Annotated in this window: 24 protein-coding genes and 2 tRNA genes; 9 read left to right on the top strand and 17 right to left on the bottom strand. The window is 71.1% G+C overall.

Annotated elements, in window-relative coordinates:
- Positions 1 to 134: 134 nt before the first annotated feature.
- From ABEA93_RS19810 to ABEA93_RS19800, 3 genes are all read right to left on the bottom strand, one after another.
- Positions 135 to 458 carry a DUF4233 domain-containing protein gene (locus tag ABEA93_RS19810; protein WP_345676953.1) on the bottom strand — a complete coding sequence of 108 codons (324 nt, stop codon included), beginning with the start codon at positions 456 to 458 and terminating at the stop codon, positions 135 to 137.
- A 99-nt stretch (positions 459 to 557) separates the two neighbouring features.
- Positions 558 to 1,934, bottom strand: a complete 1,377-nt coding sequence (folC, locus tag ABEA93_RS19805; RefSeq protein WP_345676952.1) for a bifunctional tetrahydrofolate synthase/dihydrofolate synthase — start codon at positions 1,932 to 1,934, stop codon at positions 558 to 560.
- 67 nt (positions 1,935 to 2,001) lie between these two features.
- Complete coding sequence (locus tag ABEA93_RS19800; RefSeq protein ID WP_345676951.1) at positions 2,002 to 4,635, bottom strand: valine--tRNA ligase; 2,634 nt, start codon at positions 4,633 to 4,635, stop codon at positions 2,002 to 2,004.
- 243 nt (positions 4,636 to 4,878) lie between these two features.
- On the opposite strand from ABEA93_RS19800, the gene ABEA93_RS19795 reads away from it, so the two are divergent.
- The 4 genes from ABEA93_RS19795 to ABEA93_RS19780 all read left to right on the top strand — a co-directional run bounded on the left by ABEA93_RS19795 (position 4,879) and on the right by ABEA93_RS19780 (position 8,326).
- Positions 4,879 to 5,604 (top strand): hypothetical protein, encoded by a 726-nt coding sequence (locus ABEA93_RS19795; protein WP_345676949.1) that lies wholly within the window; start codon positions 4,879 to 4,881, stop codon positions 5,602 to 5,604.
- Positions 5,605 to 5,765: 161 nt separating this feature from the next.
- A complete protein-coding gene (locus ABEA93_RS19790; protein WP_345676948.1) occupies positions 5,766 to 6,314 on the top strand; it encodes a hypothetical protein in 549 nt (182 codons plus the stop codon).
- 155 nt (positions 6,315 to 6,469) lie between these two features.
- Positions 6,470 to 7,297 (top strand): hypothetical protein, encoded by an 828-nt coding sequence (locus ABEA93_RS19785; protein WP_345676947.1) that lies wholly within the window; start codon positions 6,470 to 6,472, stop codon positions 7,295 to 7,297.
- Positions 7,298 to 7,549: 252 nt separating this feature from the next.
- Positions 7,550 to 8,326 (top strand): hypothetical protein, encoded by a 777-nt coding sequence (locus ABEA93_RS19780; RefSeq protein ID WP_345676946.1) that lies wholly within the window; start codon positions 7,550 to 7,552, stop codon positions 8,324 to 8,326.
- A gap of 100 nt (positions 8,327 to 8,426) precedes the next feature.
- Here the strand turns inward: ABEA93_RS19780 and clpX are convergent, their stop codons facing one another.
- The 5 genes from clpX to ABEA93_RS19755 form a co-directional block, all read right to left on the bottom strand.
- Positions 8,427 to 9,698: an ATP-dependent Clp protease ATP-binding subunit ClpX gene (clpX, locus tag ABEA93_RS19775; RefSeq protein ID WP_345676945.1), complete on the bottom strand. Its 1,272-nt coding sequence runs from the start codon at positions 9,696 to 9,698 to the stop codon at positions 8,427 to 8,429.
- A gap of 221 nt (positions 9,699 to 9,919) precedes the next feature.
- Complete coding sequence (locus ABEA93_RS19770) at positions 9,920 to 10,591, bottom strand: ATP-dependent Clp protease proteolytic subunit (RefSeq protein ID WP_345676944.1); 672 nt, start codon at positions 10,589 to 10,591, stop codon at positions 9,920 to 9,922.
- A 58-nt stretch (positions 10,592 to 10,649) separates the two neighbouring features.
- On the bottom strand, positions 10,650 to 11,288 hold the full coding sequence (locus ABEA93_RS19765; protein ID WP_425585007.1) for an ATP-dependent Clp protease proteolytic subunit: 639 nt from the start codon (positions 11,286 to 11,288) through the stop codon (positions 10,650 to 10,652).
- Between the two features lie 372 nt (positions 11,289 to 11,660).
- Positions 11,661 to 13,022 carry a trigger factor gene (gene tig, locus ABEA93_RS19760; RefSeq protein ID WP_345676943.1) on the bottom strand — a complete coding sequence of 454 codons (1,362 nt, stop codon included), beginning with the start codon at positions 13,020 to 13,022 and terminating at the stop codon, positions 11,661 to 11,663.
- A gap of 116 nt (positions 13,023 to 13,138) precedes the next feature.
- Positions 13,139 to 13,214: transfer RNA gene (locus tag ABEA93_RS19755), tRNA-Pro, on the bottom strand.
- Between the two features lie 158 nt (positions 13,215 to 13,372).
- Between ABEA93_RS19755 and ABEA93_RS19750 the strand changes: the two genes are divergently transcribed.
- Positions 13,373 to 13,443 (top strand) — tRNA-Gly (locus tag ABEA93_RS19750).
- Here the strand turns inward: ABEA93_RS19750 and ABEA93_RS19745 are convergent.
- Positions 13,435 to 14,694, bottom strand: coding sequence for an MFS transporter (locus ABEA93_RS19745; protein WP_345676942.1), 1,260 nt, complete (start codon positions 14,692 to 14,694; stop codon positions 13,435 to 13,437). The two genes, ABEA93_RS19750 and ABEA93_RS19745, sit on opposite strands and share 9 nt — an antisense overlap.
- A gap of 289 nt (positions 14,695 to 14,983) precedes the next feature.
- Between ABEA93_RS19745 and ABEA93_RS19740 the strand changes: the two genes are divergently transcribed.
- Positions 14,984 to 15,910, top strand: coding sequence for an NAD-dependent epimerase/dehydratase family protein (locus tag ABEA93_RS19740; RefSeq protein ID WP_345676941.1), 927 nt, complete (start codon positions 14,984 to 14,986; stop codon positions 15,908 to 15,910).
- Positions 15,907 to 16,395: a glutathione peroxidase gene (locus ABEA93_RS19735; protein WP_345676940.1), complete on the top strand. Its 489-nt coding sequence runs from the start codon at positions 15,907 to 15,909 to the stop codon at positions 16,393 to 16,395. Before ABEA93_RS19740 ends, ABEA93_RS19735 begins: the two co-directional genes overlap by 4 nt.
- A 164-nt stretch (positions 16,396 to 16,559) precedes the next feature.
- Here the strand turns inward: ABEA93_RS19735 and ABEA93_RS19730 are convergent, their stop codons facing one another.
- Positions 16,560 to 17,687 carry a PP2C family protein-serine/threonine phosphatase gene (locus ABEA93_RS19730; RefSeq protein WP_345676939.1) on the bottom strand — a complete coding sequence of 376 codons (1,128 nt, stop codon included), beginning with the start codon at positions 17,685 to 17,687 and terminating at the stop codon, positions 16,560 to 16,562.
- Between the two features lie 190 nt (positions 17,688 to 17,877).
- Between ABEA93_RS19730 and ABEA93_RS19725 the strand changes: the two genes are divergently transcribed.
- Positions 17,878 to 19,089: a GNAT family N-acetyltransferase gene (locus tag ABEA93_RS19725; protein WP_345676938.1), complete on the top strand. Its 1,212-nt coding sequence runs from the start codon at positions 17,878 to 17,880 to the stop codon at positions 19,087 to 19,089.
- 7 nt (positions 19,090 to 19,096) lie between these two features.
- Here the strand turns inward: ABEA93_RS19725 and ABEA93_RS19720 are convergent, their stop codons facing one another.
- From ABEA93_RS19720 to ABEA93_RS19700, 5 genes are all read right to left on the bottom strand, one after another.
- Entirely contained in the window at positions 19,097 to 19,930 is an 834-nt protein-coding gene (locus ABEA93_RS19720) for an Fpg/Nei family DNA glycosylase (protein WP_345676937.1), read from the bottom strand.
- Between the two features lie 337 nt (positions 19,931 to 20,267).
- Complete coding sequence (locus tag ABEA93_RS19715) at positions 20,268 to 20,741, bottom strand: ribose-5-phosphate isomerase (RefSeq protein WP_345676936.1); 474 nt, start codon at positions 20,739 to 20,741, stop codon at positions 20,268 to 20,270.
- A 65-nt stretch (positions 20,742 to 20,806) separates the two neighbouring features.
- The gene (locus ABEA93_RS19710; RefSeq protein ID WP_345676935.1) at positions 20,807 to 21,400 is read right to left on the bottom strand and encodes a hypothetical protein; all 594 of its coding nucleotides are present in this window, start codon (positions 21,398 to 21,400) and stop codon (positions 20,807 to 20,809) included.
- Between the two features lie 167 nt (positions 21,401 to 21,567).
- Entirely contained in the window at positions 21,568 to 22,164 is a 597-nt protein-coding gene (locus tag ABEA93_RS19705) for a biotin transporter BioY (protein WP_345676934.1), read from the bottom strand.
- Between the two features lie 138 nt (positions 22,165 to 22,302).
- On the bottom strand, positions 22,303 to 23,703 hold the full coding sequence (locus ABEA93_RS19700) for an aldehyde dehydrogenase family protein (RefSeq protein WP_345676933.1): 1,401 nt from the start codon (positions 23,701 to 23,703) through the stop codon (positions 22,303 to 22,305).
- A gap of 145 nt (positions 23,704 to 23,848) precedes the next feature.
- On the opposite strand from ABEA93_RS19700, the gene ABEA93_RS19695 reads away from it, so the two are divergent.
- A complete protein-coding gene (locus ABEA93_RS19695; protein ID WP_345676932.1) occupies positions 23,849 to 24,475 on the top strand; it encodes a superoxide dismutase in 627 nt (208 codons plus the stop codon).
- Between the two features lie 172 nt (positions 24,476 to 24,647).
- Here the strand turns inward: ABEA93_RS19695 and ABEA93_RS19690 are convergent, their stop codons facing one another.
- Both ABEA93_RS19690 and ABEA93_RS19685 read right to left on the bottom strand, forming a co-directional pair.
- Positions 24,648 to 25,292, bottom strand: a complete 645-nt coding sequence (locus ABEA93_RS19690; RefSeq protein ID WP_345676931.1) for a hypothetical protein — start codon at positions 25,290 to 25,292, stop codon at positions 24,648 to 24,650.
- Between the two features lie 299 nt (positions 25,293 to 25,591).
- Positions 25,592 to 26,209: a mycothiol-dependent nitroreductase Rv2466c family protein gene (locus ABEA93_RS19685; RefSeq protein WP_345676930.1), complete on the bottom strand. Its 618-nt coding sequence runs from the start codon at positions 26,207 to 26,209 to the stop codon at positions 25,592 to 25,594.
- Positions 26,210 to 26,678: the final 469 nt, after the last annotated feature.

Here is a 26,678-nt window from a genome sequence, read left to right as displayed (position 1 = left end):
TCCTCAGGAATGCTCGGGACGGTGCTCGGGGACGGAACGGCGTGCGGGGACCGGAGTGCATGCGGAAACAGGGCGCGCACCGGGCAGGACACTGCGTGCGTGACACCGGCTCAACGTGCCGAGCCTATCGGGGGTCACGCCCGGGCGGCCTTCGCGGCGTCGATGGTCCGTCCCACGCGCACACATGCGTACCAGATCCCGGCGAAGATGACACCGACGACGAACATCATCGGGACCACGAACCCGGCCGCGATCAACGCGATCTGCAGCGCCCAGCCCGCGGGCACCGCCCACGTCGCGGACAGCCGCGCGCACAGCAGGACGCACAGCACCGCCGCCGGTCCGGCGACCGCCCACAGCGTGCCGGTCGAGATGTCGGTCAGCTGCATCGCCACCAGGGCGCCGAGGCAGATCACCACCGCCTCGCCGATGAGATGGGTGGAACACAGGGCGCGCATCAGGTCATCCCCTCCTTCGCCGGTCCCCGACGGTCGTTGCTTCGGCCCCGTATGACAGAGCCCATTCTCGCGCGGCCCGAACGGGCGCCCCGGACCGGGTCACCGTTCACCGGTCAGCAGCACGCGCGCCTCGCCGACGGTGACGACCGAACCGGTCACCAGCACCGCGGCGCCGCCCAGGTCGCCGCCGTCCTCGGCCAGCGCGACCGCGGCGTCGATCGCGTCGTCCAGCCGCGGCACCACCTCGACGCGGTCGTCGCCGAAGATCTCCACGGCGAGCGCCGCGAGTTCGTCGACCGGCATGGCCCGCGGGAAGGTGTTCTGGGTGACCACGATCTCCGCCATCACCGGCTCGAACGCCTCCAGGATGCCGCGCACGTCCTTGTCGGCCATGACCGACACCACGCCGACCAGATGGGTGAAGTCGAAGGACTCGTCGACCGCGGCGGCCGCGGTGCGCGCGCCCGCCGGGTTGTGCGCGGCGTCCAGCACGACGGTCGGGCTGCGCCGGACGATCTCCAGGCGGCCGGGCGAGGTGACGCCGGCGAACGCCTCGCGCACCACGTCGATGTCGAGCTTGCCGGTGTGGTCGAGGCCGACGCGCTGCCCGGTGCCGACGCCGAAGAACGCCTCGACCGCGGCCAGCGCGACGGACGCGTTGTGCGCCTGGTGGGCGCCGTGCAGGGGCAGGAAGATGTCCGCGTACTCCCCCGCCAGGCCGCGCAGCGTGACGAGCTGCCCGCCGACCGCGAGGTCGCGGCGCGCCACGCCGAACTCCATGCCTTCGCGGGCGACCGTCGCGCCGGTCTCCACGCTGCGGCGCAGCAGCACCTCGGCGGCGTCCAGCGGCTGCTGGGCGAGGACGGCGAGCGCGCCGGGCTTGACGATGCCGGCCTTCTCGACGGCGATTTCGCCGGGGGTCTCGCCGAGCTTGTCGGCGTGGTCGACGGAGATCGGGGTGACCACCGCGACGGTGCCGTCGGCGACGTTGGTGGCGTCCCAGGTGCCGCCCATGCCGACCTCGACGACGGCGACGTCCACCGGGGCGTCCGCGAAGGCGGCGAACGCCATGCCGGTGAGGACTTCGAAGAACGACATCGCGATGGGCTGCGAGCCGTCGACGATCTCGACGAACGGCTTGATGTCCCGGTACGTCTCGACGAACCCTTCGGCGCTGATCGGTTCCCCGTCCAGGCTGATCCGCTCGGTGATCGACGCGACGTGCGGGCTGGTGTAGCGGCCGGTGCGCAGTGAGAACGCGCGCAGCAGGGCCTCGACCATGCGGGCGGTCGAGGTCTTGCCGTTGGTGCCGGTGATGTGGATGACCGGGTAGGACCGCTGCGGTTCGCCGAGCACGTCCATGAGCGCGGCGACGCGCACGATCGACGGCTCGATCTTGGTCTCCGGCCAGCGGGCGACCAGTTCGGCTTCGACGGAGCGGAGCGCAGCCTCGGCGGCGGGGTCAGTCACAGGCATTTCACCGGTTCGTGTGGGGCTGGCGTCGGAGTGGTCCGGGGCCCGCCGCGGCGGGCCCCGGGTGCCGTCAGGCCTGCGGGAGGCGGGCGAGCTGGCCGTCGATGCGGGCGATGTCCGCCTCGGCGGTCTCCAGCTGGGTGCGGACCTTGGCGACCACCTCGGCGGACGCCTTGGCCAGGAAGCCCTCGTTGGCGAGCTTCTTGGTGCTCTGGTCCTTGACCTTCTCGGCGGCCGCGCGGTCCTTCTCCAGGCGGCGGCGTTCCGCGGCGACGTCGATCGCGCCGGACAGGTCGAGTTCGACCAGGGCGCCGGCGATCGGGAAGGACGTGGTCGCGGTGAAGCCGTCGGTGTCCGGTTCGAGGCGGGCCAGCGTGCGGATCGCCGCCTCGTGCGCGGCGAGCGCGGTGCCGTCCAGGGTGACCCGGGCGGGGACCTTCTGGCCGGGCTTGAGGCCTTGGTCGCCGCGGAACCGCCGGACCTCGGTGACCACCTGCTGAAGGGTCGTCACCTCGGCTTCGGCAGCCGGGTCGCGGTGCCCGCCGGGGGCCGGCCAGGCGGCCACGACGAGCGACTCGCCGCCGGTGAGCGTGGTCCACAGCTCCTCGGTGACGAACGGGACGATCGGGTGCAGCAGACGGAGCGTGACGTCCAGGACGTGGCCCAGGACGCGCCGGGTCGCCGCGGCCTGGGCGCCGCCGGCCTGGAGGGCGATCTTGGAGAGTTCGACGTACCAGTCGAAGACCTCGTCCCACGCGAAGTGGAACAGCGCGTCGCTGAGCTTCGCGAACTGGTAGTCCTCGTAGTACGCGTCGACCTCGGCGACGGTCGCGTCCAGCCGGGACAGGATCCACCGGTCGACGGTGGAGAGTTCCTCGGCGGCCGGCAGCGGGCCCTCCACGGTGGCGCCGTTCATCAGCGCGAACCGGGTCGCGTTCCAGATCTTGTTGGCGAAGTTCCGCGAGCCCTGGACCCAGTCCTCGCCGATCGGCACGTCGGTGCCGGGGTTCGCGCCGCGCGCCAGCGTGAAGCGCAGGGCGTCGGTGCCGAACTTGTCCATCCAGTCGATGGGGTCGACGACGTTGCCGAACGACTTCGACATCTTCTTGCCGAACTGGTCGCGGACCAGGCCGGTGAGCGTGATGGTGTGGAACGGCGGGGTGCCGTCCATCGCGTACAGGCCGAACATCATCATCCGGGCGACCCAGAAGAAGATGATGTCGTGGCCGGTCAGCAGGACGTCGGTCGGATAGAACTTGCGCAGGTCGGGGGTGTCGTCCGGCCAGCCGAGCGTGGAGAACGGCCACAGGCCGGAGGAGAACCAGGTGTCCAGGACGTCGCCGTCCTGGGCCCAGCCCTCGCCGCTCGGCGGCTCCTCGTCCGGGCCGACGCAGACGGTTTCGCCGTTCGGGCCGTACCAGACCGGGATGCGGTGGCCCCACCACAGCTGGCGCGAGATGCACCAGTCGTGCATGTTGTCGACCCAGGAGAAGTACCGGCCGGACATCTCCTCGGGGTGGATCTTGACCCGGCCGTCGCGGACCGCGTCGCCGGCCGCCTGGGCCAGCGGCGCGACCTTGACCCACCACTGCAGCGACAGGCGCGGTTCGACGGTGGTCTTGCACCGCGAGCAGTGCCCGACCGCGTGCGAGTAGGGGCGCTTCTCGGCGACGATGCGGCCCTCGGCGCGCAGCGCGGCGACGATCGCCGAACGCGCCTCGAACCGGTCGAGGCCGAGGAACGGGCCGTGCACGGTGATGTTGCCGCGCTCGTCCATGACGGTGAGGTTCGGCAGGTCGTGCCGGCGGCCGATCTCGAAGTCGTTGGGGTCGTGCGCGGGCGTCACCTTGACGGCGCCGGTGCCGAACTCGGGGTCGACGTGCGGGTCGGCGACGATCGGGATGCGGCGGCCGGTGAGCGGGAGTTCGATGGCGGTGCCGACCAGGTGGCGGTAGCGCTCGTCCTCCGGGTGGACGGCGACCGCGGTGTCCCCGAGCATCGTCTCGGCCCGCGTGGTGGCGACGACGATCGACTCGTCACCGCTGCCGTAGCGGATGGAGACCAGCTCGCCGTCGTCGTCCTGGTGCTCGACCTCGATGTCGGACAGCGCGGTCAGGCAGCGCGGGCACCAGTTGATGATGCGCTCGGCGCGGTAGATCAGGCCGTCGTCGAACAGGCGCTTGAAGATGGTCTGGACGGCGCGGGACAGGCCCTCGTCCATGGTGAACCGCTCGCGCGTCCAGTCGACGCCGTCGCCGAGGCGGCGCATCTGGCCGAGGATCTTGCCGCCGTACTCTTCCTTCCACTGCCAGACGCGCTCGACGAACGCCTCCCGGCCGAGGTCGTGGCGGGACAGGCCTTCCTTGGCCAGTTCGCGCTCGACGACGTTCTGCGTCGCGATGCCCGCGTGGTCCATGCCCGGCAGCCACAGCGCCTCGTAGCCCTGCATGCGGCGGCGCCGGGTGAGGGCGTCCATCAGCGTGTGCTGGAACGCGTGGCCGAGGTGCAGCTGGCCGGTGACGTTCGGCGGCGGGATCACGATGGTGTAGGCCGGCTTCTCGCTCTTCGCCTGGGCCTCGAAGTAGCCCGCGGCTACCCACCGCTCGTACAGCTTCGCCTCTACCTCGGCAGGGGCGTACTGCGACGAGAGGGTCTGGGCTTCGGCTGCGGGCCCCGAAGTCGGGGCGGAGGAAGTCTCGGTCACAAGGCAAGTTTACGGACCCGCACGACCCGATTTCGCACCGCGTTCACCGCGCGGGCGGCGATCGGCCTCGGCGGGCCGGTCACACGCGTGTCACCGTGCTGTCACCGAAGCCTCCCGGCCCTGGATTCCGCCGCCCGGATCGCTAGTGTTCGGGACCGAAGCCGGAGGCGCCGGTCCTTGGGGGGCCAGGGGACGGACGCCGCCACCGCCGGCCGCCGTTCCGTATCCGTGGGGGGATCGACCGTGCGTACACCCGTACTCAGAACTGCTCTGCTCGCCGCCGCCGTCGCCGGGGCGCTGTCGCTGACCGCGTGCGAATTGCCCGGAAAGAGCGACGACAAGAAGAGCGGCAAGGCGTCGCCGACCGCGACCGTCGAGGCCACGCCGTCGGCCGCCGCATCCGACGCCGCTTCCGCCGCGCCGAGCCCGGCCGTCCCGTCCGCCGCCGCGACGGACAAGGCCACGGCCAAGGCGCCCGCCTCGACCGCGAAGTCCGGGCAAGGCGGCGCCAAGGTGCTCGTCTCGGCCGCCCGCACCGGCGGCTACGAGCGGCTCACCGGGCAGGGTGCGCCCAGCGACGTGCCGATCGACCCGGGCGACATGGGCCCGGGCATGAACATGCTGGTCGTCGCCTACGGCAAGTCGCCGACCGGGCAGCGCGAGGTGCTGATCGAAGGCGTCGACGGCCTCACCGCCATGGACGGCAAGCGGATGGAGCACATGATCCGCGGCATGATCGACCACGTGAACGCCGACGGCGGCAGCGTGCCGGAGGGCGTGTCGATGCTCGACTACCCGGCGGGCCCGCTCGGCGGCACCCTCCAGTGCATGGCCGCGCAGGACGCCTACCCCGCCGCGATCTGCGCGTGGGCGGACAAGAACACGACCGTCGTCGCCTACTTCGACAAGCTGTCCGCGGACGACGCGGCCAAGAAGCTCGTGACGATGCGCGCCGACCTGGAGAAGTGACGCGCAACGCGTGGGCTCGGCTGCTGCCCTGTCTCCGTGCGACCCCTCGAAGCCTCCCGCGGTGTCTCCGCGGGGGGCTTCGCTGTGTGTGCACTGGTATTCGCCGCGCGTGCGGGACTTCCCTGTGGAGGAATGCGCCGTTTGGCCGATAGCGTGCCCGCGTGCGCACCGTTGTCGCGATTGCCGCGGGCTTCGGGGTCGTTTTCGCCGTCATCGCCGCAATCGGCGCGCTGACCGGTGACGACGCCCCGGAACCGGGCCTGCCCGCCGCCGCCGCGGGCCTGGTTCGCCTCGACCCCGACGACGCCGTGCGGCAGGCCGACGCCCGCATGGACGGACGCGGCAGCGCGGCACGCTACGGCCGCCCTGGCACCGACCGCGCCGACGTCCTCGTGGTGCTCGCCGCCGACAAGCAGGCCGGCGCGGCTGCCGACAAGCTCGACCGCTTCTACGCCGGACTCGGCGAAGCCGGCGTCTCCGCCGACCGCGCGCAGGCGGCCGTCCAGGACCCCGGACCGGGCGGCGGCGCGCTGCAGTGCCTGCCGGTGACGTATCCCGAGCAGCACACCGCACTCGATCTGTGCGTGTGGGCGGACGCGCACACCGCCGGCTCGGTCCTCGCCCTGCCCGACGCGGACGGCGTCGGCACCGTCGCCGAACTCGCGGCATTGACCCGGCAGATGCGCGCGGCCCTGGACCGCGGCCGCTGACCCGCCGTACACGTCGCGGGGCGCAGACGGCACCATGAGCACGCAGGCATGGGGGGACGGCGGGGGCAGCACGGCCACGAACGGGCTCCGCGTGAGCGGAGCCCGACGCACGCGAGAGGAGGGGCGGCGCGGTCCCAGTCCGCGCCGCAGCGACGATGAGCACTGGCGACGGCGGATACCCGGGTTGGTCCGGTCCCCCCGGCGGCGGGCCGCCGCACTCCGGGTACCCGGGCGGACCGGTCGGCGGCTACCCCGCGGGCCCGCCTCCGGGCGGCGGATACGGCAGCCCTCCCCCGCCCGGCGGCGGATACGGGAATCCCGGCCCCGGGTCTCCCGGCGGCTTCGGCTCCCCGCCGCCCGGCTACCCCGCGGGTCCGGGCGGCCCCGGCTACCCGCCGCCCCCGAACCGCGGCAAGCGCACACCGGTCATCGTCGCGATCGTCGGCGTGCTGGTGGTCGCGATCGTGGCCGTCGTGCTCGTGTTCGCCCTGAAGGACGACGACAAGGGCGGGTCGGCCACGCCGACGAAGTCCCCCAGCGCGCCGCCGACCTCCGCCTCCCCCACGGCCCGGCCGCCGGAGCAGCTCGCCCTGCCCGGCACCCTCAACGGCAAGTCGCCGCTGGCCGACGCCGACGTCCCGCCGCAGGTCGCGCAGGTCACCACCATCTTCGGCCAGGACTTCGACGACGTGGCGACCAAGGTCTACGGCCAGGTGAGCGACCCGCAGGCCATGATGGTGACGATCGGGACCAAGCGCACCACCGTGCCGTCCGACTTCGTCACGACGTTCGTGCCCAAGGCCGCCGCCACCGAGCAGACCGCGACCTGGACGCGTCCGGGCACGCTCCGCTGCTGGACGAGCGGCGGAGCCTCCGTGTGCCTGTGGGGCGACAGTCGGCACATGCTCTACGTCAGCAGCCCCAAGAGCATCTCCGGCACCGTCGCCGTGCTGGAGAAGATCTACCTCGGCCAGGCCTCCTGACACCCGCCCGTTCCCGGCCCGCCCCGTCGGGACGGGCCGTGGAACGGACTTCGCGCGCTCGGCGTCCGAGCAAGCGAGGGGAGGGGCGGCGCGTACCCATCACGCGCCGCGACGACGATGAGCGACAACGGTTACCCAGGCCGGCCCGGCACTCCGGGCGGCGGTCCGCCACCGGCGGGCTACCCGGGCGGGCCGGCCGCGGGGGGCGGCTACCCGGCGGGTCCGCCGCAGGGCGGTGCGTACGACGCGACGATGCCCGCGCACCCGGTGGCCGGCTTCGGCGCACCGCCGCCCGGCTACCCGGTGGGCCCGACGAACGCCGGGTTCCCGCCGCAGCCGCCGCGGCCGAAGAAGACCGGGATCATCGTGGGGGCCGTGGGGGCGGTCGTCGTGGTGATCGTCGCCGTGGTGCTGGTGTTCGCCCTCAAGGACGACGGCAAAAGCGGCAGCGCGTCGTCGACCGGCTCGCCGACACCGAGCGCCACGAGCGACAAGCAGACGATCACGCCCACCGAGGACGACCCCACGGAGCCGCCCACGTCGGCCCCGGCGACCTCCGCTCCGGCGACCTCGGCTCCGGCGACGACGGCGGCCCCGACCTCGGCGGCGCCCACCGCGGCACTGGCCCTGCCCGCCTCGATCAAGGGCAAGCCGCGGCTGACCGAGACCGGCGACATCGCCGACGCCGTCACCAAGGTGAACGGCGTCTTCAGCCCCAATTTCTCCGGCGTGTCCACCCGGATCTACGGCACCAGCGCGAACGACTCGCAGCCCTACGCGGCAACCACGGCGACCAAGCGCTCCACCGTCCCGTCCGACTACGTCCGGACGTTCGTCCCGTCGTCGGCCGGTGCCACGGAGATGCCGGTGACCTGGAGCCACCCCGGCCTGCTGCGCTGCTGGCTCACCGACGACTCGACGTCCTGCCTGTGGGGTGACGACAACCGGCTCGTCTACCTCCTGAGCCCGGTGTCGGCCGCGGAGTCCGCGACCGTCGTGGACAAGATCTACCTCGGCCAGACCCCCTGAGCATCCGCGAACGACGAAGCGGCCCCGCTCCCCGTTCCGGGGGGGGTGGGGCCGCTTTCTCGCTGCCGTGGGCCGCGGCGCGGCGCGGGGCCGCCGCCGCTCAGGCGCTCTTGTCGCGCCGCTCGCGCTTGACGATGTCCCGCGGGACCAGCGTCGGGTTCACGTGCTTGAGGACGACGTCGTGGGTGATGACCACGCGGGCGATGTCCTTGCGGGACGGCACCTCGTACATCACCGACTGGAGGACTTCCTCCATGATCGCCCGCAGGCCGCGCGCGCCGGTGCCGCGCAGGATCGCCTGGTCGGCGATGGCCTCCAGCGCCTCCATCTCGAAGTCCAACTCGACGCCGTCGAGTTCGAGCAGGCGCCGGTACTGCTTCACGAGCGCGTTCTTCGGCTCGGTGAGGATCTGGATGAGCGCTTCGCGGTCCAGGTTGTGCACCGAGGTCAGCACCGGCAGACGGCCGATGAACTCGGGGATCATGCCGTACTTGAGCAGGTCCTCCGGCATGACGTCGCCGAACGGGTCGCTCGTGTCGATGTCGCGCTTGGAGCGGATCTGCGCGCCGAACCCGATGCCCTTCTTGCCGACCCGGCCCTCGATGAGGCGCTCCAGGCCCGCGAAGGCACCGCCCACGATGAACAGCACGTTCGTCGTGTCGATCTGGATGAACTCCTGGTGCGGGTGCTTGCGGCCGCCCTGCGGCGGGACGCTCGCCGTGGTGCCTTCCAGGATCTTCAGCAGCGCCTGCTGGACGCCTTCGCCGGAGACGTCCCGGGTGATCGACGGGTTCTCGCTCTTGCGGGCGATCTTGTCGACCTCGTCGATGTAGATGATCCCGGTCTCGGCCTTCTTGACGTCGTAGTCGGCGGCCTGGATCAGCTTGAGCAGGATGTTCTCGACGTCCTCGCCGACATACCCGGCCTCGGTGAGGGCGGTGGCGTCGGCGATCGCGAACGGCACGTTCAGCATGCGGGCGAGCGTCTGGGCGAGCAGCGTCTTGCCGCAGCCGGTCGGGCCGAGCAGCAGGATGTTGGACTTGGCCAGCTCGACGCCGTCGCCCTTCGCGCCGTCGCCGGCCTGGACGCGCTTGTAGTGGTTGTAGACCGCGACGGACAGGGCCTTCTTGGCCACGTCCTGGCCCACCACGTAGCCGTCGAGGAACTCGCAGATCTCACGCGGCTTGGGAAGCTCTTCGAACTTCAGCTCGGAGGACTCGGACAGCTCCTCCTCGATGATTTCGTTGCACAGGTCGATGCACTCGTCGCAGATGTACACACCCGGACCGGCAATGAGCTTCTTCACCTGCTTCTGGCTCTTCCCGCAGAACGAGCACTTGAGCAGATCGCCACCGTCACCGATGCGTGCCACGAGGTGCATCTCCTTCGCCTGGGCCCCGGATAGAACCGGACCTGGTGCCTGGTCTTTCGACGGTACCCCGCCGCAATAGCGCGTCCCCGGCTTTTCGCCCCTCAAGGGTGCTTTCGAGGGGGCAATTCAGGGCCGAAGGCCTCCTCGCGCCGGGGCAGCCGCCGGAAGAGGGCCCATCGGCCGGTCGCGGAACAGGACTCCCGACCGGCCGATGCGGTGTGTCATCCGGCCGACCGGGGAGACTTCCGCGGCGCGGTGATCTCGTCGATGAGGCCGTAGGACAGCGCCTCTTCGGCGGTGAGGATCTTGTCGCGCTCGATGTCGTCCCGGACCTGCTCGATCGGACGGTTGCTGTGCTTGCTGAGCATCTCTTCCAGCAGTGAGCGCATCCGCATGATCTCGTTGGCCTGGATCTCCAGGTCGCTCACCTGCGCGCGCCCAGTTTCACTGTACGGCTGGTGGATGAGAATGCGGGAGTTCGGCAGCGCCATTCGCTTGCCCGGCGTGCCGGCCGCGAGCAGCACGGCCGCCGCGGAGGCCGCCTGGCCCATGCACACCGTCTGGATGTCGGGGCGCACGAACTGCATCGTGTCGTAGATGGCGGTCAGCGAGGTGAACGAGCCGCCGGGCGAGTTGATGTAGATCGAGATGTCCCGGTCCGGGTCCATCGACTCGAGCGTCAGCAGCTGCGCCATCACGTCGTTGGCCGACGTGTCGTCGATCTGCGTGCCGAGGAAGATGATGCGCTCTTCGAAGAGCTTGCTGTACGGGTCGTACCGCTTGTAGCCCTGCGAGGTGCGCTCTTCGAACTGCGGGATGAGGTAGCGGCTCTCCGGGCGCCCGAACAGCGCCTGGCCGTCGGGCCGCGGGTTGGGGAACGACAGGTCGGTCATGGAAGGATCCTCCGGGACTGCTGCTGCGGATGCTCTGCGGCGGGTCGGGCCCGTCGGATCAGCTCGCGCTGCCGTTGGTCGGAATCTGGCGGGCGCTGGTCACGACGTGGTCCACCAGGCCGTATTCCTTGGCCTCTTCCGCGGTGAACCAGCGGTCGCGGTCGGAGTCGCGCTCGATCTCGTCGAACGTCCGGCCCGAGTGCTCGGCGATCAGCTCCGCCATGCGCTTCTTGAGGCGCAGGAGCTGCGCGGCCTGGATGCGGATGTCCGACGCCGCACCGCCGAGGCCGGCGGACGGCTGGTGCATGAGGATCTCGGTGTTGGCCAGCGCAATGCGCTTGCCGGGCGCGCCCGCCGTCAGCAGGAACTGGCCCATCGAGGCGGCCAGGCCCATGGCGACGGTCTGCACGTCGTTCGCGATGAACTGCATCGTGTCGTAGATCGCCATGCCCGCCGTGACGGAGCCGCCCGGCGAGTTGATGTACAGCGAGATGTCCTTCTCGGGGTCTTCCGCGTTGAGGAGCAGCAGCTGAGCCGAGATCGCGTTGGCGATCTGGTCGTCCACCTGGGCGCCGAGGAAGATGATCCGCTCACGCAGGAGCCGGTTGTAGACCTGGTCGTCGAGCCCCATACCGCCCTGGGGTGCGCGCATGGCGGGCACCGCGAGTCCCGGAGTCACGATCTGCGGATTCGTCACGTATCCACCTGCTCGTTTCCGACGGCAACCCGAGCCGTCCTGAAGTCGACCTTGCGGGACCACCACTTCGCGTGCCGCCCGGACTTCGCGGCCCGGCCCGACCTGTGGGGTCCCCCTCGTACAGCGACCCTAACGCGCTGATCCGCCGGGACCATCCCCGACTCAGGGGTGTTCGCCCAGAGCGCATCCGTGTCGATTTTTCCGGGAGTTCCCGGGGACTTCCGCGGCACTTCTCCGCGGCTTCCCGGCAAGTGCGCGCAAGGGCCCGGCCGCTCGTTCGGCGGCCGGGCCCTTGTCGCACGGCGTGGGCGGAGTGCCCGCGCGGTGACCGGATGCTGTGTCAGTTCAGCGGGTCACCGCACCGGGTCCCGCTCAGTGGTCGTGGTGCTCGTGGCCCTCGTCGTCCGCGTGCAGGTCCTTGCCCAGGTCGACCTCGTTGCCCGAGGCGTCGGTGGCCTTGGCGGCACCCGCGATCAGGTCGAGCGCCTTGCCGCGCGCGACCTCGCCGACCAGCACCGGCACGTAGCCGGCCTGCATGACCTGCTGGGCGAACTGGTCGGGGCTCATGCCGGACTGCTGGGCCCGGGCGATCAGGTGCTGCGTCAGCTCTTCCTGGTTGACGGAGAGCTGCTCCTTCTTGACGACCTCGTCCAGCAGGAACTGGACGCGCATGCCCTTGCGGACGCTGTCCTCCAGCTCCGAGTTGTACGCCTCGGCGGTCTGGCCCTGGATCTCCAGCCACTTCTCCAGGTCCACGCCCATCATGGAGAGCTGCTGGTTCATCTGGTCCTTGCGCTGCTGGATCTCGTCCTCGACGACCTTCTCCGGCAGCGGGATCTCGACGGTCTCCAGGAGCTTCTCGAGCACCTTGTCGCGACCGTCGTTGATCTGGTCGTGCGCCTTGGTGTGCTCGAGCCGGCCGCGGATGTCCGCCTTCAGCTCGTCCAGCGTGTCGAACTCGCTGGCCAGCTGCGCGAAGTCGTCGTCCAGCTCGGGGAGTTCCTTGACCTTGACGGAGGTGACGGTGACCGTCACGTCCGCGGTCTGGCCCTCGCCGGTGCCGCCCTTCAGCTCGCTCGCGAAGGTCGTCGACTCCGAGGCGGAGAGGCCGGTCACGGCCTCGTCCAGGCCGTCCAGCATGGTCTCGCTGCCGACCACGTACGACAGGCCGGAGGCGACGCCGTCCTCGAGGACCTCGCCGTCGACCTTCGCCTCGAGGTCGATCACCACGGTGTCGTCCTTCTCGGCGGCGCGCTCGACGACCTTGAGCGAACCGAAGCGGTCGCGCAGCTGGTCGATCTGGCCGTCGATGTCCTCGTCGGTGACCGCGAGGTCGTCGACGGCGACCTCGATGCCCTCGTACTCCGGGACCTCGATGGTCGGACGGGTGTCGACCTCGGCGGTGAACTTCAGGTCGGAGCCGGCCGAGAGTTCGTCCACCTGGGTGACCTCGGTCACCTCGGGCTGGCCGAGCACGCGCAGCTCGTTCTCCTCGACGGCCTTGCCGTACGACGAGGACAGGATGTCGTCGAACGCCTCGGCGAAGACGGCCTCGCGCCCGAAGCGCTGGTCGATGATGCGCGCAGGGATCTTGCCCTTGCGGAAGCCCGGCACCGTGATCGACTGGCTGATCTTCTTGTACGCCGCGTCGAGGCTGGGCTTCAGCTCCTCGGAGGGAACCTCGACGGTGAGCCGAACCCGAGTGGGGTTCAGAGTCTCCACGGCGCTCTTCACGGTTGGGTCTCCTTGTTGCGGGCGGTTGTACATCCGGCCGGGTGGAACGGACGTCACTGAGTTGGCACACCGTCGGAAACCGCGGTGCTCCGGGAGATTTCCGTCACCTGGACGCATGGTCGGGGCGGGGAGACTCGAACTCCCGATCTCCTGCTCCCAAAGCAGGCGCGCTAGCCACTACGCTACGCCCCGTGGCGCTCGGAAGATTCTAGAGGACGCCACGGTACAGTCTGCCAACAGTCTGCACCGCCGGTTCCCCGTCCCCCGGACGAACCGGTCCGCACGGTCCGCGCCGGATCCGGTACTCTGTGGACCACGCGCACGGCCTGCGGTCGTGCGCCGCGTTACGTGCGGATGTAGCTCAATGGTAGAGCCTCAGTCTTCCAAACTGATTACGCGGGTTCGATTCCCGTCATCCGCTCTCGTTCATCTCGGCCCTGGCCTGCGGCAGCGCAGAGTCGGGGCCGAAGTGCGTTTCGGCGCCGCTCGGGCGCGGCCGGCGCAGCCAGTAGGTGCCGGACAGCGCGATCAGGGCGGCCAGCGACGCGGCGCCGAGCGGCAGCAGGTAGCCGGCCTCCGCTCCGTGCGCGTCCACGACGGCGCCGCCGATCGAGGAGCCCGCCGCGACGCCGAGCGCCATGCCGGTCATCGTCCACGACATGCCTTCGGTGAGCTGGCCGTCCGGCACGAACTGCTCGACCAGCGACATCGTGGTGACCAGCGTGGGCGCGACGGACAGGCCGGCCAGGAACAGCGCCCCGGCGACCCACCACAGGTTGGTGACGAAGACCAGCGGCACCATGCTGGCGGCCATCACGACGACCCCGACGAGGAACCGGCTCGACGCCCGGCCGCGCGGCTTGACCAGGCCGAACACGATGCCCGCGATGCACGAGCCGAGCGCGTACACGGCCAGCACCACGCTGGCGAGCGCCTTGTGGCCCTGCTCCTCGGCGAACGCGACGGTGACCACGTCGACGGCGCCGAAGATCGCGCCGGTCGCGGCGAACGTGAGCATCAGCACGCGCAGGCCCGGCGAGCGGATCGCCGACGGGCGCTTCTCCCCGTCGTCGGGCCCGACCGGGGGCTCGGTGGTGCGCTGCGCGCAGAACAGCACGGCGCCGACGGCCAGGAACATCGCGGAGACCAGCACGCCGGCCTCCGGGAAGAGCGCGGTGGACAGGCCGACGGCCAGGATCGGACCCGCGATGAAGCACAGTTCGTCGACGACCGATTCGAACGAGTAGGCGGTGTGCAGGCGCTGCGGGTCCGCCCGGTAGATGTGCCGCCACCGGGCGCGCACCATCGAGCCGAAGGTCGGCTGGCAGCCGAGCGGCACGACGGCGAGGAACAGCGTCCAGTCCGGGGCGTCCAGCCGGGCCAGGAGGAGCAGGGCGGCCAGCGCGGCGACCGTGATCGCGGTGGCCGGCAGGGCGACGCGGCGCTGCCCGAAGCGGTCGACGAGCCGCGACACCTGCGGGCTGAGGGCCGCGCCGGACACCATCATGATCGCGGTGACGGCACCGGCGAGCCGGTAGGAGCCGCGCATCTGGGAGAGCATCGTCACGATGCCGATGCCGGTCATCGACAGCGGGATGCGCGACACGAAGCCCGCCCCGGCGAACGCCGCCGTTCCCGGGGCTTCGAAAATGCGGCGGTACGGGGACAGCACGGGGACTCCACGCGCTCGCGGACGGACAGAAGGACGGAAATGCACGGGCCGGGGACAAGGGGCCTGCGCAAAAGCATCGACAGCTTACGCGTGTAGTCAACGGCGTTTACGACATGTATGGGCAGGCCAACGCGCTCCTATGGATGTGTCGGTGCGCTCGGCGAGCACGGCCCCGCCGGGCCGGAGTGCGGCGGGCGTCACGCCCGGCGGGTCCTGGTTTCGTGGCCCGATCTTGGATATGACGAATCGTCACATCCCTGCGCCGCATCCTTAAGGGAGGCCTTACACGATGTTGTCCGGCGAGAAGATCCTCATCACCGGCCCGGCGGGCCAGATCGCCTATCCGCTGACCGAGTACCTCGCCAAGGACAACGAGGTGTGGGGCATCGCCCGCTTCTCGAATCCCGACGACCGCGCGAAGGTCGACGCCCTCGGCGTCACCACCCGCGCCGTCGACCTCGGCACGCCGGACTACTCCGACCTGCCGCAGGACTTCACCTACGTCCTGCACCTGGCCACCTTCCAGGCGGCCGGCATCGACTACGACGAGGCGCTGCGGATCAACGCCGAAGGCACCGGGCTGCTCCTCCAGCACTGCCGCACGGCCAAGGCCGCGCTGGTGATGTCGACGGCGTCGGTGCTGCGTCCGCACGAGGACCCCCTGCACGTGTACGCGGAGACGGCGGCGCTGGGCGACGCCAACGTGGCGCACTCCCCCACGTACTCGGTGTCCAAGACCGCCGAGGAAGCGGTCGCCCGGTTCTGCTCCCGAGCGTTCGACCTGCCGGTGACGATCGCCCGGATGAACGCGTCCTACGGCCCCAACGGCGGCCTGCCGACGCACCACCTCGCGGCGATCCTGGAGGGCCGCCCGGTGGTGACCCGCTGGGACCCGTGCATGTACAGCCCGATCCACCAGGACGACATCAACGCGCAGACCGAGGCGCTGCTCGCCGCGGCGTCGACGCCGGCCACGGTGGTCAACTGGGGCGGGGACGACCCGGTCAGCGTGCAGGAATGGTCGGCGTACTTCGGCGAGCTGACCGGCAAGCCGGTCGACGTGCAGGTCGTCGAGCAGCCCGGGTCGCTGCGCGGCCAGATCCAGGACACCGCCAAGCGGATGTCGTTCACGGGGCCCTGCCGGGTGCCGTGGCGCGACGGGTTCCGGCGTACGGTCGAGGCCTGGACGGAATCTACGGAAGGAACGCGGAAGTGACTCTGCTCGACACCTCCATCGCGGCTCTCGACGGCACCCCGGGCACCCTGGGTGCGCTGACCGGCGGCAAGGTGGCGCTGGTCGTCAACGTGGCGTCGAAGTGCGGCCTGACCCCGCAGTACACCGGACTGGAGCAGCTCCAGAAGGAGTACGGCGACCGCGGCTTCACCGTCGTCGGCGTGCCGTGCAACCAGTTCATGGGCCAGGAGCCCGGGTCGGCCGACGAGATCCAGGAGTTCTGCTCGACCACCTACGGGGTGACGTTCCCGCTGACCGAGAAGATCGAGGTCAACGGCGACGGGCGGCACCCGCTCTACACCGCGCTCACCGCGGCGGCGGACGCCGAGGGCGCGGCCGGGGACATCCAGTGGAACTTCGAGAAGTTCCTGGTCGGCAAGGACGGCGCGGTGCTCGGCCGGTTCCGTCCGACGGTGGACCCGCACGACCCGGCGCTGGTGGCGGCCGTCGAGGCGGCGCTGGTCTGAGGTCGGCGGCCCCGGAGCTTCGCGGCTCCGGGGCTTCGCGGCTCCGGGGCTTCGCGGCTCCGGGGCTTGGCGGCTGCTCGCCCCCGGTTCCGCGGCTGCGGAATCCGGGGGCTCGTCGTTTCGGGCCCGTCGTTTTTCGGGCCCGTTCGTTTCGGGCCGTCGCTTCAGTGCCGGCGGATGAGCACGACCGCCCGGTCGTCCGCGAGGTTGGCGCCGGCCGTGTCGACGATCCGCCGGGCGCCGTCCTTGAAGTCGTCGGCGATCAGCCGGTCGGCTTCGCCGAGGAGCCGGTCGATGCCGACGGCGATGTCCTGGCCGGGTACTTCGACCATGCCGTCGGTGAACAGCAGGAGCGCGTCGCCGGGTCCGAGGACGCCGCGGACGCCGTCGAATTCCGCGCCGGGGATGATGCCGAGCAGCGGGCCTTCGGCCTCGCGGATGTCCCAGGTGCCGGTGCCCGCCACCCAGTGCGCGCCGGGCGGGTGTCCGGCGGACAGGAGTTCGTAGTCGCCGGTCTCCAGGTCGACGGCGATGTGCACGGCGGTGGCGAAGCCTTCGTCCCAGCCCTGGCGGATGAGGTACTCGTTGGCGGCGGGCAGGAAGCCGCGTGCCGGGAGCGAGCCGAGCAGGCCGCCGAAGGCGCCGGACAGCAGCAGGGCGCGTGTCCCGGCGTCGAGGCCTTTGCCGGAGACGTCGACGAGCGCGATCTCCAGCGTCCGGCCGCCGCGGCGGCCGCGGGTGGCGACCACGAAGTCGCCGGAGAACGCCTGCCCTCCGGCGGGCCGCAGCACGACGTCGGTCTCCCACTGGGGCGGGAGTTCGGGCACCAGTCCGTGTGCGCGCAGCCGGTCGCGCAGGTCGAAGAGCATGGATTCGCCGCGGGTGCCCTGCAGGCCGAGGCGGGTGCGGTAGCGGGCGACGAACAGCACCATGAACGCCACCAGGGCGATGACCACGACGCCGCCGGGGGTGACGTGGTTGGGGTCGCGGGTGCGTTCCTGGGCGACCAGTACGCCCGCACACGCGCCGTAGAGCAGCAGCAGGCTCGACATGCGCAGCAGCAGGCCGCCTATGACGATCGGGATCACCAGCGTCGTCACCGGGAACCACGAGCCGTCCACGGCGGGCAGCAACCCGCAGGCGGTGACCATGCCGAGGAGCAGGACGAACACGAACCCGTCGGAGGGCACCAGGGAATGGCGCAGCCAGCGGGTGAACTGCCGCCCGACACGGCCGAGTCGGCGGGACCACCGGCCGCGGTGCGGCTGCTGCGACCTCCGGGTGTCCGCCATTTGCGCGACCCTACCCAGCGGTCCGCGCCACGTCGATGGATGCGGGAGCGGCGGTTCGGTGATCAACCGGTATGTACCGCCCGAAAATCAATCGCCATATCGACTATGTCCCTGGTAAGCAGGCATGGTGACTTCTGATGCCCGTCCCGCCGCCCGTCCCGTTCCCCGCCCGGCGTTCACGATCCGCCCGGTGGCCGACGGCGAATGGGAGGCGTGGGAGGAGATCGACGCGCTCGCCTTCGGGGAGGAGGAGCCCGCGGAACACCGCGAGTTCGGGAGGGCGATCCGCGAACCGGAGCGCTGTATCGGCGTCTTCGACGGCGACCGGCTGGTGGGAAGCACCGCTTCGTTCGGTTTCTCGATGACCGTTCCGGGCGGTGCGGCGGTGCCGGTGGCCGGAGTGACCGCGGTCGGCATGCTGCCCACCCACCGGCGGCGGGGCGGGCTGCGCGCGATGATGCGGTACCAGCTCGACGACCTGTACGAGAACGGCGGCGAGGCCATCGCCGCGCTGACCGCGTCCGAACCGGCGATCTACGGCCGCTTCGGCTACGGCTTGGCGACCTGGGCGATGTCGTTGCGCTCCCCGCGGGTGGGCGACGCATCCGGGCTTCCGCTGCCGGACCCGGCGGTGCGGCTCCGGCTCGCCGACCCGTTCGAAGCGCTGCCGGACTGCCTGGAGGTGTTCCGCGAACTCGCTCCGACCCGGCCCGGGTTCATCGCCCGCACGGGCGCGTGGGAGCGGCGCAAGGTGCTGGACGCGCCCGACAAGCGGAACGGCGCTTCGCCGCTGCGGTGCGTGGTGGCCGAACGGGACGGCCGGGTGCGCGGCTATGCGTACTACGCGACGGCTCCGTCGTGGACGGACGCGGACAACGCGAACGGCACCACGCGGGTCCGCGAGTGCCTCGCGACGGATCCGGCGGCCCGGGCGGCGCTGTGGCGCTACCTGTTCGACCTGGATCTCATGCGGACGGTCGCGGTGTCCTCGCTGCCGGTGGACGACCCGCTGCTGCACCTGCTGGCGGACCCCCGCGCGGCCGAACCATCGCTGTCGGACGATCTGTTCGTGCGATTGGTCGACGTGGGGCGGGCGCTGGCGTCGCGGACGTATGCGACGCCGGTGGACCTGGTGCTGGAAGTGGCGGACGAGTTCTGCCCGTGGAACGCGGGGCGGTGGCGGTTGTCCGGCGACGCGTCGGGGGCGCGCTGCGAGCGGACCTCCGACGCGGCCGATGCCGCCGTGGACGTGCGCGAGCTGGGGTCGCTGTTCCTGGGCGGGGTGAGCGCGTCGTCGCTGGCCGCGGCAGGACGGATCGACGAGGTGCGGACGGGGGCGGTGGAGCGGCTGGGGCGGGCGTTCCGCGGCGATGTCGCGCCGTGGTTGTCGATGGGGTTCTGACTGCCGGTTACGCGGCGGTCTTGGGCTGGCAGGTCGGGCACCAGAACAGGTTCCGGCCGGCCAGCTCCTCGATGCGGACCTCGGTGTCGCAGATCAGGCAGGGCATGCCGGTGCGGCGGTAGACGTACACCTCGCCGCCGTGGTCGTCCTTGCGCGGTTCGCGGCCCATCGCCTCGGGCGTGTGCTCGGGGCGGACGGTGTCGATGCGGTTGACCCGGACGCCTTCGGCCATCAGCTCGACGAGGTCGTCCCAGATGTCGTCCCAGGTGGCGCGCGTCACCGTGCGCCCGGGCTGGTGCGGGTCGAGTCCGGCCCGGAACAAGGCCTCGGCGCGGTAGACGTTGCCGACCCCGGCCAGGACCTTCTGGTCCATGAGCAGCTCGGCGATGGGCTTGGTGCTCTTCGTTATGCGGGCCCAGGCCTCGGCGGGGTCGGCGTCGGCCCTGAGCGGGTCGGGGCCGAGCCTCGCGTGCACCGCGTCCTTCTCGGTGCGGGTGACGATCCGGCACTGGTTGGGGCCGCGCAGGTCGGACCAGACCCGGTCGCCGACCATCCGCAGCCGGACGACGCCCTCGATCGGGCCGGGCTCGTCGACCCCGTCGGCGAACGCGCCGAACCGGAAGATCCCGGCCAGCCCGAGGTGCACGTGGATCCACCGCTCGCCGGGGAACTCCAGGAACAGGTGCTTGCCGTGTGCTTCGGCCCCGACCATCACCTCGCCGTCGAGAAGCTTGGCACCGTCGGCGAAGCGGCCTTGGGGGCTGGACAGCTCGACGGTACGGCCGGCGAACCGCTCGGCGTGGTCGTCGGCGAGGCGGTGGATGGTGTGGCCTTCGGGCACTCGTGTCTCCCTTTCCGGGTCCTCGGGTGAGCAGGGCACCCCCCTGACCCCCCGAAATCTAACGGCCGGGACCGACATCCCATTCCGCCCTTTCACAGGGCCCTCCCTCCTCCCACCATCTGCGGGATTCGGACTTGTGTCGAAGGCCCCTCCCCCGCCCCCACCACACACCGGATCACCAACCAACCCGGTGCCACCAGTCTCCCCCGCCACCCCACCCCGCCCCACCAAAAATCACCCCGCTGTGGACAACCCACCCACAACGCCGCCGGCCCGGCCGGGCGGCCGAAGCCGCCCGGCCGGGCCGGGGCTGAGGGTTGAAGAGGGCGAGGGGGGATCAGGCTTCCGGCAGCGGCGGGAGTTCGCCGGTCTGCTCGTACGCGCTCATCTGGTCGATGCGCTTGATGTGCCGCGGTGCCTCGGAGAACGGCGTGGCGAGGAAGACCTCGACGAACTTGGCGGCCTCGTCGTCGGTGTGCATGCGCGCGCCGATGCTGATCACGTTGGCGTTGTTGTGCTCGCGGGCCAGCGCGGCGATGTCCTCGCGCCACACGAGCGCGGCACGGATGCCCTTGACCTTGTTGGCGGCGATCTGCTCGCCGTTGCCGGAGCCGCCGATGACGATGCCGAGGCTGCCCGGGTCCTTCGCCACGGCTTCGCCCGCGCGCAGGCAGAAGACCGGGTAGTCGTAGGCGTCAGCCTGGACGCCGGGGCCGCAGTCGACGGCCTCGTGGCCGTTGGCGGTCAGCCACGCGATGAGGTGCTGCTTGAGGTCGAAACCGGCGTGGTCCGAGCCGAGGTAAACACGCATGACAGCAGTGTCTCAGGCCCCCGCGGCAGCTTCACGCCGCGGGGGTCCGGTCTGGTGTGCTTCGGTCAGTACCGGTAACCGCCTCCCGACGGAGGGTTCTGGGGGTACGGCGGTGCCGACGTCGGCGGGGCGTACGACGACGTGGCCGCATAACCGCCGCCGGGGCCCGCCGCGAGCGCGCAGGCGATCCCGACGACCCACCCGACCAGCAGTCCGAACCCGGCGCCTTCGCTGGTGAACGTCAGGAACGTGTCGAGCGACCGGCGCCCGGAGACGAAGTTGCTGCCCGCGATCGTCACCAGCGCGATGCCGTACACGGCCCCGCCGACGACGGTGGCGAACCAGCCCGTGATGACGGCGCTGAACCCGTCCCGCCGGGCGGCGATGGCGATGACGATCGCGACGGCGACGATCAGCAGGACGGCACCGACCAGCATCCCGGTCATGGTCTTCGACGGCAGTCCTTCGAACTTGCCGCTCTTGTCGACCACCCAGTGCGGGAACGAGATCCGTGCCAGCAGCTGCCAGCCGGAGTTGTCCCCGACCCTGATGTGGTCGAGGAGTTTGTTGTAGACCCATTGGTTGCCGAGTCCGGCGGCCAGCAGAAAGGCCGTGAACGTACCGGCCAACACCGTGCGTTGTGTCCGACCCGTGTTCATGACCGGATGCTAGGCCGCCCGGTCGGTGCCCCGGAAGACTCGGCGGAAACCCGCCGCGGGAATGCAGCAAGCCGCGGGCCCGCGGGCCGAACACGCAAGCGAGAAACGACGAAACCGCCGACCCGCCCGAACATCCGGGCGAATCGGCGGTTCCGAGAAGGCGAGCGTCAGCCCCGGCGCCCCGCGAGCTTCCACGCGGCCGGCAGCAGCCCCATCGCGAGCGCGATCTTGAGCGCGTCGCCGAGCAGGTAGTTCTTCATGCCGATCTCGTACGCCTTGTCGAGCCCGATCCCCAGGTCGTGCGCGAGGTAGGCCAGCCCGACCGCGTAGATCACGGCGTTGCCGAGCAGCATGATCCCGGCGGTGCGCAGTGGCCCGCGGTCGGCGCCGCGCCGGGCGAGCGCGCCGGCCAGCGGGGCGGCGAGGACGAAGCCGAGGACGTAGCCGAGGGTCGGCATGCCGGTGCCGGACGTGCCTTCGGCGAACCACGGCATGCCCGCCGCGCCGGCGGCCAGGTACAGCGCCATGGCGGCGAGGCCGCGCCAGGCGCCGAGGGCGGTGCCGGCGAGGAGTACGGCGAAGGTCTGGCCGGTCACCGGGACGGGTGAGCCGGGCACGGCGACGGAGACCTGGGCGGCCAGGCCGACGAAGCCGGCTGCGCCGACGACGAGGGCCGCGTCGCGGACCCGGGCGCCGCGGAAGACGCGCGCGGGGACGAGGTCGGCGAGGACGGGGAGGGAAGCGCCGGGCAGGGCAGTGCTCACTGGAGACTCCACACTCGATCAGTTGCGGGACGCCAGCGAACGTATCGAACCGCGTTAACGACCGTTCATGCCGGTGCCCGACAACGAACCCGCGGGATCGTTGTCGGGCACCGCAGCCGGCAGCGCGCCGGCCGCCGCCTACAGCTGCAGCGACTTGACCTCCAGGTACTCCTCCAACCCGAAACGGCCCAGCTCGCGCCCGTTCCCGGACTGCTTGTAGCCGCCGAACGGCGCGAGCGGGTTGAACGCGCCGCCGTTGACCTCGACCTGCCCGGTGCGCAGCTTGCGCGCGAAGGCGACGGCTTCTTCCCGGGTGGGCGCCCATACCGCGCCGGACAGGCCGTAGGGCGTGTCGTTGGCGATCCGCTCGGCCTCCTCCGCGGTGTCGTAGGGCAGCACCGACAGCACCGGGCCGAAGATCTCCTCGCGCGCGATCGTCATCTCCGGGGTGACGTCGGCGAACACCGTCGGCTGGACGTAGTAGCCGGTCTCGACGCCGTCCGGCCGGCCGGGTCCGCCGGCGACGACGCGGGCGCCTTCGTCGATGCCCTTGGTGATGTAGCCCTGCACGCGGTCGAACTGCACGGCGGAGACCAGCGGTCCGAGCTTGTCCGTCATCGCCGCGGCGGTCTCGGCCGCGAGTTCCAGCGCGCGGTCGTACTCGTCGCGGTGCACGAGCATGCGGGTCAGCGCGCTGCACGTCTGGCCGGAGTTGAGGTAGGCGCCGGTGACGCCGCTGCGGACGGCCTTCTCCAGGTCGGCGCCGGGCAGGATGACGTTGGCGGACTTGCCGCCGAGTTCCAGCGCGACGCGCTTGACGGTGGGCGCGGCGAGCGCGGCGACGCGGGTGCCGGCACGTGTCGACCCGGTGAAGGAGACCATGTCGACGTCCGGGTGCGCGGCGATCGCTTCGCCGACGACCGGGCCGGTGCCGGAGACCAGGTTGACGACGCCGGCCGGGATGCCTGCGTCGTGCAGGATCTTGAAGAACACGTAGGCCGCGGACGGCGCGACCTCGCTGGGCTTGAGCACGACGGTGCAGCCGGCCGCGAGCGCGGGACCGATCTTGTTGGTGATCTGGTGGAGCGGGTAGTTCCACGGCGTGATCGCGCCGACGACGCCGACGGGCTCGCGGACCACGAGCGACGTGCCGATCTGCTCCTCCCACGCGAATTCCTCGGCGAGCGCCACGTAGGTGCCGAGCACACCGATCGGCAGGCCGACGTGCACGCGTTGCGCGATGGGCGCGGGGGCGCCGATGTCGCGGACGATCGCCTCGGCCATCTCGCCCAGGCGCTCGGTCAGCAGGTCGCGGACCTTGGCGAGGTGGGCGGCGCGCTCGGCGGGCGGCGTCGCGGCCCAGCCCGGGAAGGCGCGGCGGGCCGCGGCGACGGCGCGGTCGACGTCCTCGGCGGTGCCGTCCGGGACGGTCGCGTGGACCTGTTCGGTGGCCGGGTCGACGACCTCGATGGCCGCGGTGCCCGAGGACGGCGTCCAAGCGCCGTCGATGTAGAGGGATTCGTACGCGGTAACTGCCATGCCCGTAGGCCCTCCTCCGTGTTTTGCCTCGTCGCACCGTACGTCCGGCGCGCCGCAAGGTCACCCCTCGAACGCCCCGCGCGTGCTCTTGCCTAAGATCTCTTATTGCAAGTAACTTGCAACTGCGTCACTCTCGGAGGAACCGATGGCCTACACCCTGCCCGAGCTTCCCTACGACTACGCGGCGCTCGAACCCGTCATCAGCGGCCAGATCATCGAGCTGCACCACGACAAGCACCACGCGGCGTACGTCAAGGGCGCCAACGACACGCTGGACCAGCTCGCCGAAGCCCGCGACAAGGACCAGCTCGGCGGCATCGTCGGCCTGGAGCGCACGCTCGCCTTCCACCTCGCCGGACACGTCCTGCACTCCATCTACTGGACGAACATGTCGGGCGACGGCGGCGGCGAACCCGGGAAGGACGGCGCGGAAGGCGAACTCCGCGAGGCCATCGACGAACACCTCGGCGGCTTCGCCAAGTTCAAGAACCAGCTGACCAAGGCCACCGCGACCACGCAGGGCTCCGGCTGGGGCGTGCTCGCCTGGGAGCCGCTGGGGCAGCGCCTGATCGTCGAGCAGGTGTACGACCACCAGGGGAACATCGGGCAGGGGTCGATCCCGCTGCTCGTGTTCGATGCCTGGGAGCACGCGTTCTACCTGCAGTACAAGAACGTGAAGCCGGACTTCGTGGACGCGATGTGGAAGATCGTGAACTGGCCGGACGTGGCGGGCCGGCTGGCCCGGGCGAAGGCCGCCGGTTCGCTGGTCTGATCAGCATCGCCGGGATCGCCGGCACCGCACAGACGCCCGGAGGGACGTGACCTCCGGCGAGGTCCCCGCGAACTGATCGTCTTCCCAACATCAGCTTCCGCAGGGCCGGAACGAGAGACCCCCGCGCGGGATCGCACGGGGGTCTCTCGCCTGCTGTGTACGCACGGGCGCCCTATCGCCGCTCCCGCACTCCCGCCCGGTCCACTGCCCAGTGATCGTGCGCGGCTTCCCGTCCGGGCCGGTCCTGCGGCGGGTCCGGGATCTCCTCGCCCTCCCCCGGCGCACCCAGCTCGGCGGTGCTGCGCCAGCCCAGCGGCCGGCTGCGCCCGACGACGGTGTACTCGCGGGCCAGCCCGGCCTCGTGCAGGAGGGCGAGCGGGGTGAAGGACAGGCCGTACTCGTCCTCGCCCTTGTCGAAGCCCCAGTCCTTGTAGACCTCGACCCGGTAGACGATGCGGACCTCGCCCGCGCCCCCGTCGTCCCCGACGTGCACGCGCCCGGTCATCCGGTATTGCAGGCCGCGCAGGGCCAGCCACCAGTCGAGGTTGTCGCCTTTGCCGATGCGGACGCCGTGCCAGTTCGTCGTCGCGTCGAAGTCGCGGAGCACACCGCCGCTGCGCCGCCACCGCTCGACGGCGAAATCGCGCCACTCCTCCAGGTGCCGGTCGGCGACCTTGCGGAAGGGGGTGGTCTCCAGCGGACCGACCGGGTCGATCTCGAAGCGGCCGCCCGTCCGGCCGTAGTAGTGCCGCAGGGTCGCCGCGCTGTGCCGCAGCCCGGTCAGCCGCCAGGCGGCGGCGGTGGGACGCAGGGCCACGGAGAAGAATCGGTCGCGGATACCCGGGCGCCGGGACCCGAACGGGTTGTTCCCGTTGGGCGTGCTGGGGTCCGGGCGGCCCTTGCGCGCGGTACGCACGAGCGGGCGCGCGCTTGGGCGTGCGAATGGCGTCGCCGGGGGCGTCGAGCGGTCAGGCGAGGTCATCTGTCCAGTTTATTGGGGTACGTCACGATCTGTAGATTCGAGCGGTGCGCGAGGTCGCCGTCCGCAGGATCGCATGCCGGAGCCGGGACCGCAGGAGTGCCGCGGCCCCGGCTCCGGGTGGCGTACCGGGTGGCTCAGTCGAAGATCGGGCCCTGCGTACGGGTGCGCTTGATCTCGTAGAACCCCGGGGTGCCGGCGACCAGGACACAGCCGTCCCAGAGCTTGCCGGCCGCTTCGCCCTTGGGCGCGGGGGTGACGACCGGGCCGAAGAACGCGACGCCGTTGACGGCGACGACGGGGGTGCCGACGTCCTCGCCGACGAGGCCGATGCCTTCCGCGTGGGACGCACGCAGCGCCTCGTCGTACTCCGTCGAGTCCGCGGCGTCGGCGAGGTCGCGGGGCAGCCCGGCCTCTTCGAGCGCCTCTTCGATCGTCGCGCGGTCGTACGGCCGCCCGCCGGGGTGGTGCCGGGTGCCGAGCGCGGTGTAGAGCGGGCCGAGCACCTCGCTGCCGTACTTCTGCTCGGCCGCGATGCAGACGCGGACGGGACCCCAGCCTTCCGCCATGAGCTTGACGTACCGCTCCGGCAGGTCGTCCCGGTTCTCGTTGAGCACGGACAGGCTCATGACGTGCCAGGTGACATCCACCGGACGCACCTTCTCGACCTCGAGCATCCACCGCGAGGTCATCCACGCCCACGGACACAGCGGGTCGAACCAGAAGTGCGCTTGGTCACGCTCAGTCGCAGACAAAATTCGGTTCCTCTCCCGGGTGAACTCAGGTCCTTGCGAGTTCAACCACCCATCCCCGGGACACATTCCACACCGGGCCGGCAACTTCGGCCCCGCGAGGAGCTGCATGTGCTGGATTCGCACCACCGTGACCGTCAGCACCGACCGGCTGACGTAGTAGACGACGAAGCACCCGCGACGGCGGCATCCCGGTGGCCGCGTTCGCCGCGGACGGCGCTGGAGCCCGAGCCGTCGGGGTCGCGGGCGACGGCGTCCGTCGCGCGATCGAACGACTGGCGCGGTGACGCGGGCATGCTGTCGAGCGCCTTGGAGGCGCCGGGCCCATACGCAACGCGGTAGCTCACGGCTGTGCCCCGGACCCTGGTGACACGGTTGCCATCGGCACCGCCTCTCCGCACCCCGTGCCGTTTCGGGAGGGATTCGGGAGGGCCGTGAAAGGATCGCGGGAGATGACGGGGGCGGTGCAAAC

Origin of the sequence: Yinghuangia aomiensis (genome assembly GCF_039542225.1) — a bacterium.
Lineage (GTDB): Bacteria > Actinomycetota > Actinomycetes > Streptomycetales > Streptomycetaceae > Yinghuangia > Yinghuangia aomiensis.
Note: the sequence above shows the minus strand (reverse complement) of the source record. Positions and strands in the feature narration are given on the sequence as shown.

What these genes read in the sequence shown, in the direction of transcription:
- ABEA93_RS19810 (WP_345676953.1), bottom strand. Translation starts at nt 458, where the DNA reads ATGCGCGCCCTGTGTTCCACCCATCTCATCGGCGAGGCGGTGGTGATC.
- folC (WP_345676952.1), bottom strand. Translation starts at nt 1,934, where the DNA reads ATGCCTGTGACTGACCCCGCCGCCGAGGCTGCGCTCCGCTCCGTCGAA.
- ABEA93_RS19785 (WP_345676947.1), top strand. Translation starts at nt 6,470, where the DNA reads ATGAGCACTGGCGACGGCGGATACCCGGGTTGGTCCGGTCCCCCCGGC.
- ABEA93_RS19780 (WP_345676946.1), top strand. Translation starts at nt 7,550, where the DNA reads ATGCCCGCGCACCCGGTGGCCGGCTTCGGCGCACCGCCGCCCGGCTAC.
- ABEA93_RS19770 (WP_345676944.1), bottom strand. Translation starts at nt 10,591, where the DNA reads ATGACCGACCTGTCGTTCCCCAACCCGCGGCCCGACGGCCAGGCGCTG.
- ABEA93_RS19740 (WP_345676941.1), top strand. Translation starts at nt 14,984, where the DNA reads ATGTTGTCCGGCGAGAAGATCCTCATCACCGGCCCGGCGGGCCAGATC.
- ABEA93_RS19730 (WP_345676939.1), bottom strand. Translation starts at nt 17,687, where the DNA reads ATGGCGGACACCCGGAGGTCGCAGCAGCCGCACCGCGGCCGGTGGTCC.
- ABEA93_RS19715 (WP_345676936.1), bottom strand. Translation starts at nt 20,741, where the DNA reads ATGCGTGTTTACCTCGGCTCGGACCACGCCGGTTTCGACCTCAAGCAG.
- ABEA93_RS19710 (WP_345676935.1), bottom strand. Translation starts at nt 21,400, where the DNA reads ATGAACACGGGTCGGACACAACGCACGGTGTTGGCCGGTACGTTCACG.
- ABEA93_RS19700 (WP_345676933.1), bottom strand. Translation starts at nt 23,703, where the DNA reads ATGGCAGTTACCGCGTACGAATCCCTCTACATCGACGGCGCTTGGACG.
- ABEA93_RS19695 (WP_345676932.1), top strand. Translation starts at nt 23,849, where the DNA reads ATGGCCTACACCCTGCCCGAGCTTCCCTACGACTACGCGGCGCTCGAA.